The 15,802-nt window shown below is 64.0% G+C and carries 12 protein-coding genes; 3 read left to right on the top strand and 9 right to left on the bottom strand.

Annotated features, from left to right (window positions below; genetic code table 11):
- Positions 1-376: 376 nt before the first annotated feature.
- The 6 genes from ACQP2U_RS42420 to ACQP2U_RS42395 all read right to left on the bottom strand — a co-directional run bounded on the left by ACQP2U_RS42420 (position 377) and on the right by ACQP2U_RS42395 (position 5,479).
- A complete protein-coding gene (locus tag ACQP2U_RS42420) occupies positions 377-1,222 on the bottom strand; it encodes a hypothetical protein (RefSeq protein ID WP_433716995.1) in 846 nt (281 codons plus the stop codon).
- Positions 1,223-1,432: 210 nt separating this feature from the next.
- Complete coding sequence (locus tag ACQP2U_RS42415) at positions 1,433-2,791, bottom strand: RNA-guided endonuclease InsQ/TnpB family protein (protein ID WP_433716993.1); 1,359 nt, start codon at positions 2,789-2,791, stop codon at positions 1,433-1,435.
- Positions 2,792-3,202: 411 nt separating this feature from the next.
- Positions 3,203-3,919, bottom strand: a complete 717-nt coding sequence (locus ACQP2U_RS42410; RefSeq protein WP_433716991.1) for a hypothetical protein — start codon at positions 3,917-3,919, stop codon at positions 3,203-3,205.
- Positions 3,916-4,191: a hypothetical protein gene (locus ACQP2U_RS42405; protein ID WP_433716989.1), complete on the bottom strand. Its 276-nt coding sequence runs from the start codon at positions 4,189-4,191 to the stop codon at positions 3,916-3,918. The genes ACQP2U_RS42410 and ACQP2U_RS42405 overlap by 4 nt, the downstream gene beginning before the upstream one ends.
- Positions 4,192-4,332: 141 nt before the next feature.
- Positions 4,333-4,509: a hypothetical protein gene (locus ACQP2U_RS42400; RefSeq protein WP_433716987.1), complete on the bottom strand. Its 177-nt coding sequence runs from the start codon at positions 4,507-4,509 to the stop codon at positions 4,333-4,335.
- A 64-nt stretch (positions 4,510-4,573) separates the two neighbouring features.
- Entirely contained in the window at positions 4,574-5,479 is a 906-nt protein-coding gene (locus tag ACQP2U_RS42395) for a hypothetical protein (RefSeq protein WP_433716986.1), read from the bottom strand.
- A 971-nt stretch (positions 5,480-6,450) separates the two neighbouring features.
- On the opposite strand from ACQP2U_RS42395, the gene ACQP2U_RS42390 reads away from it, so the two are divergent.
- From ACQP2U_RS42390 to ACQP2U_RS42380, 3 genes are all read left to right on the top strand, one after another.
- On the top strand, positions 6,451-7,410 hold the full coding sequence (locus ACQP2U_RS42390) for a hypothetical protein (protein ID WP_433716984.1): 960 nt from the start codon (positions 6,451-6,453) through the stop codon (positions 7,408-7,410).
- Between the two features lie 419 nt (positions 7,411-7,829).
- Positions 7,830-7,982: a hypothetical protein gene (locus tag ACQP2U_RS42385; RefSeq protein WP_433716982.1), complete on the top strand. Its 153-nt coding sequence runs from the start codon at positions 7,830-7,832 to the stop codon at positions 7,980-7,982.
- Between the two features lie 17 nt (positions 7,983-7,999).
- Positions 8,000-10,624 (top strand): SEL1-like repeat protein, encoded by a 2,625-nt coding sequence (locus tag ACQP2U_RS42380; RefSeq protein WP_433716980.1) that lies wholly within the window; start codon positions 8,000-8,002, stop codon positions 10,622-10,624.
- An 81-nt stretch (positions 10,625-10,705) separates the two neighbouring features.
- Here ACQP2U_RS42380 and ACQP2U_RS42375 read toward each other — a convergent pair whose 3' ends face one another.
- From ACQP2U_RS42375 to ACQP2U_RS42365, 3 genes are all read right to left on the bottom strand, one after another.
- Positions 10,706-12,049 (bottom strand): protein kinase domain-containing protein, encoded by a 1,344-nt coding sequence (locus ACQP2U_RS42375; protein ID WP_433716978.1) that lies wholly within the window; start codon positions 12,047-12,049, stop codon positions 10,706-10,708.
- 659 nt (positions 12,050-12,708) lie between these two features.
- The gene (locus tag ACQP2U_RS42370) at positions 12,709-13,152 is read right to left on the bottom strand and encodes a hypothetical protein (RefSeq protein WP_433716976.1); all 444 of its coding nucleotides are present in this window, start codon (positions 13,150-13,152) and stop codon (positions 12,709-12,711) included.
- 69 nt (positions 13,153-13,221) lie between these two features.
- Entirely contained in the window at positions 13,222-13,932 is a 711-nt protein-coding gene (locus ACQP2U_RS42365) for a hypothetical protein (RefSeq protein WP_433716974.1), read from the bottom strand.
- Between the last annotated feature and the right edge of the window lie 1,870 nt (positions 13,933-15,802).

Here is a 15,802-nt window from a genome sequence, read left to right as displayed (position 1 = left end):
ATGGATGAGCAAGACCAACATGGTGAGGACTTGCGGTGTGTTCGGGTGATCACAGGCGATCCCATCGCTAGAAAGCCGGTTGGTCAGGTGAATGTGACTGCGGGACAGCCCGACCGAACCATTGCCGGCACTCTATGCCGGTGTACCGACAGCTTCCCGTTGATCGGTTGGCGCATGTCGAGCAGCACCCAAGTTGTCCGGGGGTCCGTCCACGCAGGATTGGGCCATGTCGGGCACTCCGGCCTTGGCGGAACTCCTCGACTGACGGTGGCAAGCTGTTGCGAGCATTGTTTGGTCGTCTCACCATCTGTTCCGGTTCTGTCTGTCCGTGAGTGAGCGGTGCGGATTGAAGGCCGACTGTATTTCCCCATGGTCGTTAGGTTGTGGGTGGTGTGTATGCGGGTGGGCGTGGAGTTTGCTCGGGGTCGAAGAGGTGCAGCCAGGTCTGCAGGTCGCGCAGTGACGAGAACAGTGGATGTCCAGGGTCGAGGAAGTCCCCGTCGGCAGGGGCGACGGCGGAAGAGTCGCTACGCAGTGCATTGTCCAGCGCTTCGGGTAGAAACACTGTGCGGCCCGGTGACGGGGTAGACATGCTGGGCTGGGGCTTTGCCGCTGTGTCCGGTGGGGGCGGCACTGGCGCTGAAGGCGCAGTTCGCGTGCGCCATCGGCGGTGGCGTGCGTGATCAATACGAGCCTTATCGAGGGGGCTCAGGTGTTGCGCATATTCCCAACGACCGCGGCGGTAGATCTCGGATTCGAGGGCCTCGACTTGCCCGTCCCAGCGGGTGAACATAGCCGGGTCATAGTGTTGGTGGGGCACCTCGCGGGTGGCGTCGCGCTGGTCGACGGCATGGTCTAGGGCCGACATCAGCCCCGCCACAGTGAATTCCTCGAGCCTGGTCGGGGCACCGGGAAACATGCTGGGTGCATATTTGGCCCGGTCTTCTGCGTCGCGGCGTTCTACGTCATAGTGCAGGCGTGCGCTTTCGGCATCATTTTCGGCAGTCAACGCATCGTATTCGGCGAGCTCGCCAGCGGATAGCCGAGTTCGTAGGCGAGCTCGCAGGCAGATCCGTTCCAGACTGCGCGATAACGAGGTCTTGATGTACATCTCTGCGACGGTGATGTAGGCGGCAGCGGCGGCAGCGAGACTAATGGCGGTAAAGACTGCAACAGCGATGTCGCGACGAGTCAGGATCTTGGCGGGGGTAGTTGACCTCATGGGTACCCACGCTATGGAGGTTTGGCAGCGCTGGGTTACCAGGTCCCACTCGTTGTGTGAGTCGAATCATTCTGTAACAGCGTGTCTGAGAACCACTGTGGGTGTTGCAGGCACCGCCCTTCTCGGGCGTCGTCGGTTCACGCCACGAAGGTGTGAACGTCGGTTCCCGCGTCGTCCGGGCCGGTTTCACCGGCACCCGTAGGGTGCCGGTCAGCGCCTTCCCGTCGGCGGGCATTGATGACCCGGCCTCCTGCTTGGGGGGTCCGGGGATCGAGGGGAGTCTTCATGCTGGATTGTCGGCCAGGCGGCGAGGTTGACTGCGGCGTTGTGGTCGCGGTCGGTGATGACGCAGTCGCAGGCGAATACCCGATCCGACAAGGTCAGCTCGGTGTTCACGGTTTTGCAGGCCGAGCAGCGTTTACTCGACGGGTACCAGCGGTCGGCGGTGACGACGGTACCGTCGCGCCAGGATTGCTTGTAGCGCAACAGTCGTGCGAAGTCGGCCCATCCGGCGTCGCTGATCGCGCGCGCCAGACGGTGGTTGCCGAGCATGCCCGCCACGTGTAGGTCCTCGACAACAAGCCGGTCGTGGGTTTTGACCAGACTGTTGGTGACCTGATGCAGAAAATGGCGGCGAATATTGCCGATTCGGTGGTGATGCCGCGCCAGTCGAGCGGCAGCGTCTTTGCGGTTGCGGGATCCTTTCCGTTTGCGCGACAACGCCCTCGCCAGCCGCCGCTGCTTGCGCAGCCCGGTAGCCAAGGGTTTGGGTGGGTCGTCGATGCGGGCGACTTCGGTGCCGTCGGCGGTGGCGGCGACGATGAACGCCGACAACCCACGATCTATCCCCACCCAGCCACCGTCTTCGTCGGCTGTGCGCGGCGGGTGGTGGCAGGCGGGGTGCAGGTCGGCGGCCTCAGTTGTGATGCTGATCGGCCATCGGCCCGCCCGGTAGGTGACGGTGGCGGACAGGATTTTCGTCCGGCGCTTCGCGAGCAGGCGACGCAGGCGGCGGGTGTCCTCGCGCACCCGCAGCATCCCGATACCGGGCAGGGTGATCGAGCGTGGAATGTCGTTGTCGCCCAGGCGTATCCCGGCACGACCGGTGTTGGAAAGCTTGTTGCGCAGCCGAAACGACGGAGTGGTCGTGTGTTTCTTTTTGAACTTGGGAAACCCGACCTTGGTGCCTTTGCGCTTTCCAGTGCGGGAGTCGGAGAACGCGGCCAAACCGCGCCCGCAGTCGACGGCGGCTTCTTCGAACACCTGCTGGCACACCTGGGTGCGCCACACCAACCCAGTCACCGCGACCTCGGCGGCCCCGCCCGGGGCGACGACGAACACGCGTCCCGCATCTTCGGCTTTCTTCCACCCGTTGAACGCGTTGATCAGGCTGAATCCGGTCCACGGCACCGAATGGTCGGGATCGGATTTCCGTTGGGTGAGCGCGGTTTTCACGAAGTCCAGCGACTTGTTGAACGCGAACCGGGCCGCTCCGGCATGACGGACAAGCACGGCTTGCTGCTCGATGGTGGGGTCGAGGCAGTACCGGAACGTGGTGTGGCGGCTCATCACCGGCGAGTGTGACACAGGCCACCGACCCTGCCGACCCCGGGTGACCGACGGTGCCACACGGTTCCGATCCCGAGTTCTCAGACACGCTCAAAGACAATAACGACGGGTAGTCAAGGCGGTGGCCTAGTGCGCGACATCCAGGATGAGCACCTGGCGCTACGGCCCTGCCATGGGTTCTGCGCTCAGGCGCAGGCCGCGGTCGCGGGGTTCGATCAGAAAGCCGCGTCTGTCGAAAAGTCCATCACCCAGTCGTTCGATCCCGGACAGACGGCCAATCCCAGTGAGGCTGTTTCGGGTCGGTCATGAATTCACCTCGTGGTGCGAGGTTCTAGGCGCCATAGTTGTGGCTCTTCCCTCCTATCAGCCTCTGACGAGACCGATTGGTGTGTATGTTTGCCGCCGCGGCCTCTACAGGCCGGTGGTGATGGCAGGGTTGGCTGGTGCAGGCGCTGTGGTGGTGAACTCGGCACCTGGGTCGTCGGGTTCGGGCCAGCCGTTGCGGTGCAGCCGGTCGAGGAATTCGGGAGACAGCGGTGCCGCCGCATCTGCGGGATCGGCGGTGAGATCGGCTGTGCTGCTGTTGCTTTCGGTGGTGGTGGTCGGCGTGGCGCCGAGCTGGCGCAGGGATGTGGATTCGCTGATGGTGGCGGCGTTGAGCGCGTCCAGCAATTCTGATGGCACGGGTTCGGGGGAGGGCTCGGCGGTCTGCTCTGCGAGAGTGGCTGGTGTTAAATTGCCTGCGGGAAAACCGGATTCGACAGCTGCTGTGGTTGTGGTGTGGTCGTGGTTGACGCCTTCTTCTCGGCGGATGTCGTATTGGGCTGCGTGTCGAGTGGCCCATTCGTGCCAGTCGCTGCGTCCGGAGTCCGTGGCGGCTTTGGCGGCGCGCTGCCAGGCGGCATATCTGTAGATCGTGTCTGCCACGGAATCGTTTTCTCGGGATCTCCGATTGCCGGTCACATAAGCGGCGGCTTCGTGGACGGAGGCGTCGACATGCCAGTCGGTGGACAGATGCGCCAAATCACTGCGGGTGAGTGCCTCGGCCTGGTCCCAATCGTTGGCGGATAAGAAGCTGATTGAGGTGCGTCGCATGTCGGGACGAATGATTTCTTGCCGCCACTTCAAGTCGCGCTGTCGTTGCCGATGTCGATCGAGAGCACGGCGACGTGTCCGCGGAACGAGAGCACCTGGGGCGGGCGGTAGGCGGCTACGAAGGCTTGCAGGTTCGTTGCCAGCAGATCCGCTGCTGCCTTCTCCGAACGCGCCTCGACGCGCCACCGGTCATCCTCGCCGGCGGTGACGGTCCAGAGGCGACCACGTCCCGGCGGTCGGGTCGCAGTGGCATTTACAGCCACACGGAGGGTGCGTGATTTGTTGGTGTACTCGTCGTTGGCCATGTGGAAACTTCCGAATCGGGGTGCGCCGGTGCTGACCGTATAGCCAGGGGCCGATTCGATCGTATGGCGACGTCGCTGGGGTGTTCAGCGGGTTCCACACTCGTGGTGGGCATCCTGAATGTTGTCGAGCAGCAGACGAATTCAGGTGGCGAGGTCGGTGATTTGGCTGTCGTGATGCTGAGCAGCTCGGGTTCGGAGGTGGGCGTTGTCGTCGGCGACGGCGTGCTCGCGCTGCTGATCACGGGCCAGGGTGAGATGGCCCGAATTTCCTTGTAACGGCGACACCCAGCGCGTGTCGATCGCCAACTGGGGCTTCACCCCCGGCATCGTCGATTGCCGGATCCGGGGGCGGTGAGGCCCTGCTGCGAGAGGGGCACGGCCTCTACAGGCGTGCATCGATGGTCGGGTCGTCTGGTGCGGGTGCTGCGGTGGCGAATTCGGCGGCCCCGTCGTCGGGTTCGGGCCAGCCGTTGCGGTGGAGCCGGTCGAGGAAATCTGGGAGCAGCAGTGCCGTATCTGCTGGGTCGGCGGTGAGCGCGTCCAGCAGATCTAATGGCACTGATGCGGGGGAGGGCTCGGCGGTCTGCTCGGCGAGAGTGGACGGGGTGAGATCGCTTGCGAGAAAACTCGACACGCCCGGCGAGGCCGTAAAGCGGGATTGTCGGTGTCCCCATTCACCTTTGGATCGGAGGTATTCGGCTACACGTTCTATTGAATGTTGATCCTGCGGAATTTCTGGGTCGAGGGCTGCTTCTGCCAGCCTTACTATGCGTGGGGCGATGATCCTTTCGTCCGCGCGCATCACCTCATCAAGGGTTGAAGTGCCATTCGCGTCGAGAAACCAGGCCTTTCCGCCCGCTTCAAAGCTCACCAAAGCGTGCTGGACAAATCGAGGGTTCTTATCGGAAATCACTGCTACCAACTCGTGGGGCACCGGTTCGAGCAACGCTGACAACGCGCGTGCCAGGATGACACACCCACCGTCATTCCAGCCGTATCCATCCAGCAGAGCCAATGCCTCATCGGTCCAGAGAAGTCCACTCAAAGTTTGACCGGTGAAGTGCGGTGCACGCTGTAACGCTTCGTGAAGCCCTCGGGCACCTTCGGTCGTCCCGTCGTCGTCGCTGCGGAAGCCGATATCTCGGGGTATCGGGGTGATGGCATGGGTGGCGAGGATGTCGATGACTTCGAGGGTCCGCCAGGTCTGGCTGACTTCGTACCGTCTCAGCGGTGTCGTGACGGATCTGCCTGGGGTGGCGGTGTTTTCGTTGTCGACCCAGCGTCTCATGACGGCTTGGTACACATTGTGGAAGCTTGTGTAGCGGCTGTCGGTGACCCCGGCGGGTCTGGTCTGGGTGCGCACAAGCCAGAACGCGTCGTCTTCGGAGCGCGCCTGCAGCGAATCTCCGGTGGCGGTGTTTGCGCAGGCGAACCAACCAGTGCGGCACCTCGGTCGCGGCGAAGGTTCATCGGCGGCCGTGTCGTCGGCGAGGCGACTGGGTGGGGGCGAGGGGCGGTCATCGGGAGGCCTTCCGGAATCGAAAGCGTCGGTGGGGTGAGTGCCTGTGACGGTAGGGCTGCGGTGCGCGTCGTGGTGCGGGCATCCACACACGATGTGTGCCTCATCGGCGCCACATGGCACGAAAAGCGTTGGCCGAGATGGGCCTCGATGCCTCGGTCGGGGGCGGTGCCCACGCATCGACAGCGTGCGGCCGGATGCGCCGCTGGCCGCGGCTGCCGACCCCGCCAAAGTCGAGGACTGTCCCGGGCTCGCGGGTCAGGCCGGGCATCGCGTGAGTTCCGCTGCTGATGTGTGGCTTCTTCAAGGCGGATCGGATCGTTGTCGCACATCAGTTGAAAGCACTTGCGCTGCTGCGGACTCCGCGCTTCACGCCTCGCAAGGTCCGCTCGCTTGCGGGTGCGCCTCGCCGAGTCGGTCGCCGGGGCAGTCGAGGATGTTCAGCGCTATGAGCTGATCCATGGCCCGGGGAGAGTGCGGTTGCGGCTGATGCAGGAGTTGTCACCGACAGGAGTTCCGTGTGGTGATGGAGCGGTTGCCGTGTCCGCGTGGTTGGCGACGGGTTGTCGGTCTGGGTGATGGGGTGTTGCACGGTTTGTGTCACTTCGGTGGGCTTGGTTCGAAGGTGTTGGCAGTTGCGGATATACAGAAAGTGAGAGGGGTGGGGGGCGTTGGAGGCGAATCTGTAAGCCGCGCAGCAGTTCCCGTCCATGCGATATCGGAGACCCGGAGATCTGCTTGTGTTGACTGATTCTGTCGCCGCTGCGTTCGCTGCTCGAGGTGATGTGGTGGCGCGGCTGTGTGAGACCGCTGTCGCTGTCTTCTATGGCCCGTCTGGTGAGGGTGGTGGCGGCGTCGAGTCCACCACGCTGGCATGGGTTCTCGCTGGTGAGCTCTCTGGTGGCGATGCCGCCGTTCAACGTCAGATCTTTGATGCGGCGTTGGGGTGGGGGATGCGGCAGGTTCCTGCCGTGCTGGACCGGTTCCTGGCCAGTGCTGCGGCGGCGCCGTTGTGTGATGCGGTCGCCGCAGTCGTAGCCACTGAAGAGTGCGTTCTGACCGAACCCGCTGCTGGCGCGGACCGGTGGATGGCTGTTTTCGAGCGGGCGGTGGCCGTGGCCGCAGCGCACCCCGGGGCCGTAACCGGTTTCGCAGCTGGTGGGGTGTTCTTCGGCTCGCTGGCCCGCGCCCGCGAGCGGGCACTAACTGCTGGCGCCTGCCCGAAGCATTGTGAACTGGTGTTGTGGCTGGCTGGTGCCGTGTATCGCAGCGCTGATGCGCGGTGGACGGTTTCGCAGTTGGGCTCGGGCAACGGGTGGGTTTTGACCGACCACCACCTCCGCATCGGCGATGGTCGGCGTATCACTGTCCATTTCGACCGGATCGGTGCGCAGGAGTATGTGCTGGCGGCCTGGCGTGCGGCACGGTTGTGCGTGATCGGTAGGCAGATCGCGGCGGGGCAGAACCTTAAGCCGATCACCGGCCGGTATCTGCGGTACTTGATCGCGGTCGACGTCGACACTGGTGTTGGTGTCTTCCTTGTTCCGGGTGACTTCACCGAGGTCGAGTACAAGGCATGCTGTTTCGAAGCGCTCAGCGCCGACCTCGCGCCGACGCTGCAGGTGCATTCGAACCGGCGGCTCTTCGATACCGATGCCGTGGTCTGGCGGGCACTGCCCGGCCCGCACCCCACCGCCTGAAACTATTCGGTTCCTGGGCGGGCGCGGCATGACGCGGAATTGCCGCGGCCAAGAAATGCCCTCGGGGACAGCCGGATTCCGATGCACCGCGCACGCGGGGCTTGCCGTCACCGGAGTTGGGGCGGCGGCTGAGGGATCGCAGAGACAAGTTGGCCCCGAGCAGGCCCGGGCACGGCCGAACGGGGAATAGTGCACTGCCGCAACGGCTCGACGTCTCTCCGTCTAGCTTTCCTGCATCCCCACCACACACCCGAACGAGCTGTCTATGGCTTGGTGGTGAGGCTGGAGAGGATCACCGTCACTGCTGATCTGTTCTGGTCCCCTTTGGTCATTCCTGATCAGCTTTGCTGAACTGCGAGTTTGGCTATGTTGCACTGGTTTCCGACTCCACTGAAGCGAAAAGATACGGAGATCCGGTGATGTGGTCTGAGATTGGAAAGACGGTGCGCAAGGCGATGGGCGAGTGGGGTGCGGTAGCACGGTTCACAGTGTGCGTGCTGGTTCTCACTTTCGCCGTGGTGGCGGTGTTGTGGGTGTCGGCGCTGCATTCGGCTGTGGCGAACATCGGGTGAAGTGAACGATGTCAGTGATGGACGACAGAGACGACCCGCGTGCGCAACTGGCTGCTGCCCTGACCGATTTGCGCCTGAAAGTGGGTAAGCCACCCTATCGGCGCATGGTGTCGAAGCTGCAGGCGATAAGCAAGGATGCGGTCGGACCCACTGCGCTGCGTAATGCGGCATGGGGCACAGGAGTCCCGAGGCTGGACACAGTGACGCAATTCGTCTCCGCCTGCCGGCTTATCGCCAGGGAAAACCACATCGCCCTCGATGAGGCCCTGTTTGCCAGCCAACGATGGCGAGAGTTGTGGCAGCGGGCTGTACCCCTCGACGCACAGCCACTTCCCCTCGGCGATGCGCCGTCGCCGGGACTATCTGCAGGCCAGCCAACTTCGCACCAGATTCCGCGGGTGCACGGTTCCGATGCTGACGACCTGCAACCCTGGGTGGGTTTGGTCCAGCAGCTCGGTGCCGATGGTCACCTGCCACGGGTTTCGAACTTGGATCCTTATCAACTTGGTGCAGTGCCCACGCAATTCGGTTCGGTGGGACACTCGGGCCCGAGCCTCGATCCGTATGTGCAACGCACGGCAAGCGATGTGGACGCCCGGCTGGCCAAGGCATTGACCGGGCCGACGATGGTGGTGGTTATCGGATGGTCGATGGTCGGCAAGACCCGCACCCTTTTCGAGGCGGTCCGCAGACAGCTGCCAGAAGCCCGGGTGCTGGTGCCAGAACCCACTGCACTGCACAAGATCCCGCAGCACGCGGCCTACACGCGAAGTAGCGAGACAATCGTCGTTTGGCTTGACGACCTGGACGAATACCTCCAGGAAGATCAGGCACTCGGTCCGACGTGGCTGACACACATGCGCGCGGCTCATCCAGGCCGCACCGTGGTCGCGGCCACCCTGCGCCGGGAAGCCTATAAACGCTTGCGCGACGCCACAGGCGAACTCACCAGAGATGCCCGCACGCTGCTGAACCATGCGACACGGATCACCCTTGAGTCGACCAGCGACGATCATGATGAGCTGGCAAGGGCTATGGCTATTAGGGGATATCGCGACCTGCACTTGGAGCGATACCAAGAATTGGGCTACGGACTTGGGGAAGTCCTTGCCGGAGCACCAGCCCTACTCGAACGCTACGACGACGCAGACCCACGGTTGCGCGCGGTGATTCAGGTGTCTGTGGACTGGAGACGCATCGGCCGCTCGGACCCGATACCTGAACCGGTCCTCATCGACCTCGCCGACCGCAGGGCGAGAACCCTGCAACGCAACCTCGGCCTCGACCCAGGTGCAACTGCTGCTGCGATTGTCACCGCGCGGGAATCCGTGGAGACAACCGCCCGTATCGCGGCCCTGGATACTGTCTGGTTCTCCGACACAGACTGCGGATACCGAGCGTTCGACTATCTTGTCGCCGCCGACGACGGCCAACATGGACGTCGTGAAAGACCCATCCCTGACGGATTCTGGGACGTCGCCACCCACAGCGCTGACCCCAAAACACTCGCCGCTGTCGGTTCCATGGCGCTTCTTCGCGATGAGATCGAGCACGCGACACGAATCCTTTACCGCGCTGCCGTCGCCGGAGATCCTGTCGCTAGCCACAACCTCGGCATCCGATTCAGAGCGAGCGGAAACCCTGAGCAAGCCGAATACTGGTGGCGCAAGGCCGCAGAGGCCGGACATCCCGGGGCGATGAACAATCTTGCGATCCTGCTGAATGACGACGACAGGGATTTCGATGAGGCTGAGGGCTGGTGGTATAGGGCCGCCGAAGGCGGGGACCCCCAGGCAATGCATAACCTCGCGGTGCGCTTAAGGGAGTACGGGGACACCGAGGATGCAGATCAGTGGTTGCGCAAGGCCGCCGCGGCGGGGTCTGTGGGCGGCATGTTCACTCTCGCGCTTCTGTTCGAACACCGTGGCGACCTTGAGAACGCCGAAAACTGGCTCCGCAAGGCTGCAGAGGCCGATCATGCCGCCGCCATGAACAGCCTCGCGGTCATGCTCAAACGTAGAGGCGACTTCGCGGAGGCCGAGAAGTGGTACCGCAGGGCAGCCACCTTCGGAAACGTCGATGCCATGAATAATCTTGCGATTCTGCTCGAGGGCAGCAACGACCTCGAGCAGGCCGAAAAGTGGTACCGCCGAGCAGATGCCGGCGGCCATCCCGACGCTATGTACAGCCTGGGGAATCTGCTCAAGGCCAACGGGCATCTCGAGGACGCCGAGGCAGCGTGGCGCAAAGCGGCCGCCGCGGGCAATGCCGATGCCATGAACAACCTCGGAGCCTTGCTCCACGACACTGGAGACTCTGAACAAGCCGAACCCTGGCTGCATCAGGCCGCCGCCGCGGGAGGGCTCGCAGCAGTGCTCAACTACGCGGTGCTGCTCGAAGGTGGGGGCAGAGACCGTGAAGCGGAGGACTGGTACCGCAAAGCTGCGGAGGGCGGTGTAGGGAATGCGATGTTCCCGCTGGCGAATCTCCTGCAGAGTCGTGGAGCCACCGAAGAAGCGACGAAGTGGTGGCACCGCGCAGGTGTGGCGGGTGATCCCCGAGTCCTGGCATGGTTCCGGCAGATGCGTTCGGTTCGTCCAGGCATCCCTCGAGTACGTGGTCGCTGGTTCACCAACTACTAGATCCGGGTCATCTACGCTTTCCATCGGTGCGCCAGGACTATTCGGGTTCGGGATACGTGCGGCTGCTGGAATGCCGGATGCTCACAGCACGCGGTCGCCGGTCCAGGTTTGGTCGGTTCTGGGGACTTTGGGGTCGGCCGTGAGCCGAGTGATCAACTGGCGCAATTGCTCAGTGGTGGATGGGAATGCGGGATGCAGGCTCTGCAGGTCGTCGGTGAACACCAGGGTCCACGTTCCATCGGGGAGGCGGTGGTGGCGTTCGGCGATGAGGTCCATGTCGGTGCGAGAGTTGATCACGGCCCCCACGATCAGGCGAACATCAGCGTTAGGTGGCTGGAACCGCAGGATCAGCGAGCCGTCCCACTCGTCCTCGGGAGGTCGCCCGTGGCGGTCCATGATGGCAGCGCTCTTGAGTGTTCCATCCGCGTCGCGTGTGCCGCGGGGACTGTCGTCGACGCTGTCGTCGAGCTCAACGTAGCCGAGTGCGGCGCGCAACTCAGTACTCAGGCGCCATAGAAACGCGTTGGCGGTGGCGGTGTGCTCTTGGAGCAGGAGTTGGATGTCGCCATGGCCCAGCAGTCTCGGGCCGCCGTTTTCCGGCGGCCGTGGGTGCGGGCCGGGATGCTGGCGCAGCCATGAGCGCAGTTCCTCGGCGAACGCCGCCGCGGTCGGGCGTTGACCGTTCAGATCGGCGGTGGCCTGTTGAATGACCGGATCCAGCTCGCGTGCCGCAGGTCCGCCGAAGTGTTTGAGTGAATACCGGGAGTCCTTGATCTGTCCGGGCGGCGGATACTCGCAGGTGATTCTGTGATCAGGCCATATCTGGCGCGGTGCGGCAAGCGCCCACAGGGATTTCGCCAAGCTGTAGATATCGGCGGCATGCCAGTTCAGAACGCGGGCGGCGCGCATCGCTTCCGGTGCCAGGAACGCAATAGGGCCGACCTTCTCCCGGTCCTGGGTGACCCCGGCGGAATTTGCCCATGCTGCGATACCGAAATCGCCGAACACCGGCTGGCCGTCGAACCAGAACAAGTTGTCTGGCTTGATATCTCGGTGAGCGACCGGATCCGGCCGGTTCTTCAGATCGGCCAAGACTGCCGCCAGTTGCGCGAACGCCGCTACGGTGACATCGAAGTCCGCGGTGGCCAGGTGGTCGGCCAACGGTTGCGCGGGTGGCATCACGAACCATCGAGCTGGGGTCTCGCAGTCGCGGTCGATTACGGGCAGGACGCCATGTACGCCGGCCAGGGATTGCAGGCCTTCGACCTCATCGCAGAACCTGCTGAGGGTCGTCGGGTAGCCATTGCGCGGTGTCTTCAGGACGCCGGCGGTGTCGTCGTCGGTGGTCACGTGCCAGACGTGTTTCGTTATCGCTTCCGTCAGGGTCCACTTGCCACGACGCTGTCCGGGTTGAAGTTTGGGCATACCTATAGTTCGGTGCCGAGGTGCGTGCCGTGACACTGTGAACCGTCCTGTATCCGATGGAGACTCGGGTTCAGGCCACCTCAGCTGAGATGGTCCGTTGATGGTAGAGGTGTTCGTATTCGACCAGCGGCCGGTACCCGATCACCGGGTGGAGGCAGTGGGTGTTGCACCAGTGCACCCATGAGGCTGCTTCCCGTTCAAGGCAGGTGGCGATCTGGTCGGGGATGGGGGAGAGGCGCATTGTCGTTGTTGCGGAGTTGTTGGGCGCGAATCGTTGTCGGTGTTGTCGTTGGTTTGGCGGGGCTGTGCGGTCGCGATCGGTTGCCCGATCGCTGGGGGCCTACTGTTCGTGCCCGTACAGCCCTGACTCGGGGGTAGTGGTGTGGCGGTAGTGGACACGAAATCCGGTGTCAGTCAGGGTATGTGGGTCGGTGTCGGTGGCGGGCTGCCCGCACGCCGCGCACGTATCACGCTTGTCCGTGGTGGTCACGCTCCTGCTGGCGGGAACTGACGAATCTCACCGCTGTCCTGGCCCATGGTTGGTCTCCTATTCTCCGGTCGGCGGTCATCGCTTGCGTGTGTGGGGCAGCTGTGGAGCCGGGTGGCGTGTTCTGCGGCCCGCCGTGGCCGTCGGTGGTGGTTTCGGTTCGCGTTGTTTGTTATTCGGTGGTGGGGTGTCGTTTGGCGATGCGGCATGCGTGGCAGTGGCCGTGGTAGAACCTGGCGCCGGAGGGTTTGCCGCAGTGGGTTCCGGCGGGGCATGTTTCGGCTAGTGCTCGTTCGAGTTGGTTGCCGAATCGGGTATCCCAGCTCGCGCGTTTGTAAATAGCTTGGTGGGTGAGTCCGAGGTCGCGGGCGGCGTTGGCGACGGTGGTGCCGTTGCGGATCGCATTCAATAGTCGCTTCTGGTCGTCGCGGTTGAACGCGGCGGCCGCCAGTGCGCGGCGCCATTGTCTGGAGGCTGCGGCGTGCGCGGCGCGTGCTTCGGCGTCGCGAGCTTTGCGGGTGTGGTAGCGGGTATTCGGGTTGGCGGGGCGGGGCGGCACGGCAGGGTCCTCGTCCCCGGTTTGGTTGTGGGCGTCGGTCACGGTGGCGTTGTCCATGGGAAGTGCCTTGTGTGTGAAGGGGGTTCGGGTTGGTGAGGTGGCACGGACTCGTGGTGGTGGGTGCGGTCAGGCCAGTTTGAGGGCCTGTTCGACGATGTCGGCGAGCGCGGCGGCGTCGAGGACCCGGGCGAGGCTCTTGGTAGCGCCAGGTGCAGAGTCGTAACACAAGGGTTCGGCCTGTTTGACTTTGGTGAGCAGCTGGATGTCCATCTCCTGGCCTGGCATCGTGACTTCGATGTCGGCCCACGCTGCGTTGTGGTGCTTCACCGCTGCTGGGGTCGGCAGGAGGTCGCGGATCTGGATGGTGTGCGCGGTGGTGTCGTAGCGGGCGCGTACGACGCCCGCGATCACGTACAGGTCGTAGCCGTACCAGGGGCCGGGTGTTTCGTCGAGGCTGGTGGAAAAGTCGCACTGCACCACGGGATAGCCGCCGCGTGCCAGATGCCACGCGCTGGTTCGGTCGCTGGTGGTGCGCCAGCCGCGCGCCCACATCGCCTCTCGCACCTGCTGCCATGTGCGGTCACCGCGGCCCGCGCCGCGCAGGTAGACCGTGACCGGGGCGGTGGGGGATTCGGTGACTGGACGTCCCTCGGTGTCGCGGCGCAGGAGTTCCCACACGCGCGGCTTGCCTGAACCCCACCAGGCGGCGATGTCGGAAGGCTTCTGGCCAGCGTCGGCTGCGTCGCGCAGCAGCCTCAGCTCGGCCGCCTCGGCGGATTCCCGGTTAGCACGGGCAGCCGCGATCCGGGCGGCCCAATCGGTGTCGTTGCGGGTCATTGGTTTTCGCTTCCTGCGACGAGAGACGGCATGTCTCTCTCGGATAGGTGGATCGTGGGTGGCGGGGTGTGGATGCGCCAGCGTGTGACCCCACTGAGGTGGGGAGAATGCCCCGCGCGTGCGGGGAATGCCCCGCGTGCGCGGGGAGCAAAGGCACTGCCGCTGTGGGAAGACCCGGAGCCATCCCCGCGACACGGTGAACGTGATGTCGATCCCGATGTTAACGCTGGGCCCCGACAAATCTTTCCGGAAACGGCCGCGTGCGCGTGGAGTGCGATCCTGCCCCGGGGTCAGACACTTTCGGTAGCGCTGGACCACACTTTCCAGCTCGGCCTCGAGGAACCGGCTGGTGTCATCGACAGCTGGGATTCCCGTTCGCGGTCAAAGCGCCCCGGTAGCCATTCTTGCCCAGCCGTTAAAAGGGTGGGGCGTCGTGGCAGGTGCCGATGTGGAGTTGGTCCCGAGTCCAGCGTGATTCGACCGGGGGTGGTTGCGGCGGGTTGTCGATCAATGAGTAGCGCATTTGCCAGCGCGGATGGGTGCTGAGCGTGTCGTGGTGCTCACACAGGTGGTGATCGAGAGCCTCATCGGCACGGTGGCGGGGTGTGACCACCTCGTTATCGGGGTCCTGTGGTCCGCAGGGGCGGGAAGGCTGTCTGGAAGTGCTCAAGTGGGAATTTCGCCGTCCACGTGCCCGGGACGATCGCTGGTCGCAGGAATGCGACGGGCAGGGGGAGGTTGTTGAGCAGCTCCAGGTCTTCGTCATGTTCCTGGTCTCGGTTGGTCACGGAATCGATCCTAGGGGCCAGTGCCGTAGTTGTCTGACTGGTTACGGTTCGACTCCGGCTTCGGGGCTTCGGTGGCGGGCAGCTCGGTGTAGGTCACGGCTGAGTGCATCTGCCGGCCGCGTTCAAAGACTCCGATTCGTTCCACCCTCGGCAAAGTGAATCCGCTTGCGCTGAAGGGGTTCGCAGCGCTCGCCGATTCTGAGGGTGTGTAACCGGTTGGGCCGCAACCATGTTCGTGGGAACCGGTGCGCTTTGCAGGCTCGATTCGGTGCCGTTGCCGGTGGAGCCAATCTCGACCCTGATCATTGTCGGCTGCTGCGCACCCGGCGAGGCCCCGCTACGACGGAGCGGCCCCAACCTCATCACCCTCAGCAAGTTTGTTGTGCGCGATGACCCGGTGCCCAGACAGCAGGTTCTCGTGCAGGTAGTCCAGGACGAAGTGGTGAGTGTTAGTGTCGCGGTCAACGGGGATGCTGATCGAGCCCATGACGTACCTCCAGAGGTCGGACGGTGATTCACCCGGGCTTGACTCCCTTAGTCACGGCGCCTGGTGTCAGGGTGCTCGTGGATGCTGTGGTTGCCACCCCAACGGCCCGGTGCAGCGGATGCGGAACCCTTTCCAGTCGTGTGCAAAGTTGGCGGCAACGATAGGTGCGGCTCGCGGCGCGCAGAGTGGGAAGTCACACCGCTGGTGTTCCTTCTGCACGTCTACGTCGACCCGCCTGCCTGGCTGATTTCGAGCAGCAGATCTGTTGTTGCAGAAGGTGATCGAGGCGTCCGGTGTGGGATGGGCCGGTGTGTTTCTCAGTGTGGCGGGCCGGGGTAGGGCGTGTAGGCGTCGTGTCTCACGGGTGTGACCTCGCGGCGCGAAGATGCGGGCCGGCACCCGTCGGCTGGATCGTTGTGGTCGGTTGCGCGGCAGGGTGTGTGCGGTGGAGGTTTCACACTGGCTGTGTGGGTTGGGTGGGTGTGGTGGGGGGTCTGCGTTTTATGGTGGGTGATGCAGACCCCTGTTTCTGCTGCATTGGATGAATAGGGAAACTCCGCGAGGGGTAACGGGTTGGCGCTCGCCTCGTGGAGGT

Source organism: Nocardia sp. CA-084685 (genome assembly GCF_050955785.1).
Classification (GTDB): Bacteria; Actinomycetota; Actinomycetes; order Mycobacteriales; family Mycobacteriaceae; genus Nocardia.
This window is presented reverse-complemented; position numbering and strand designations above follow the sequence as displayed.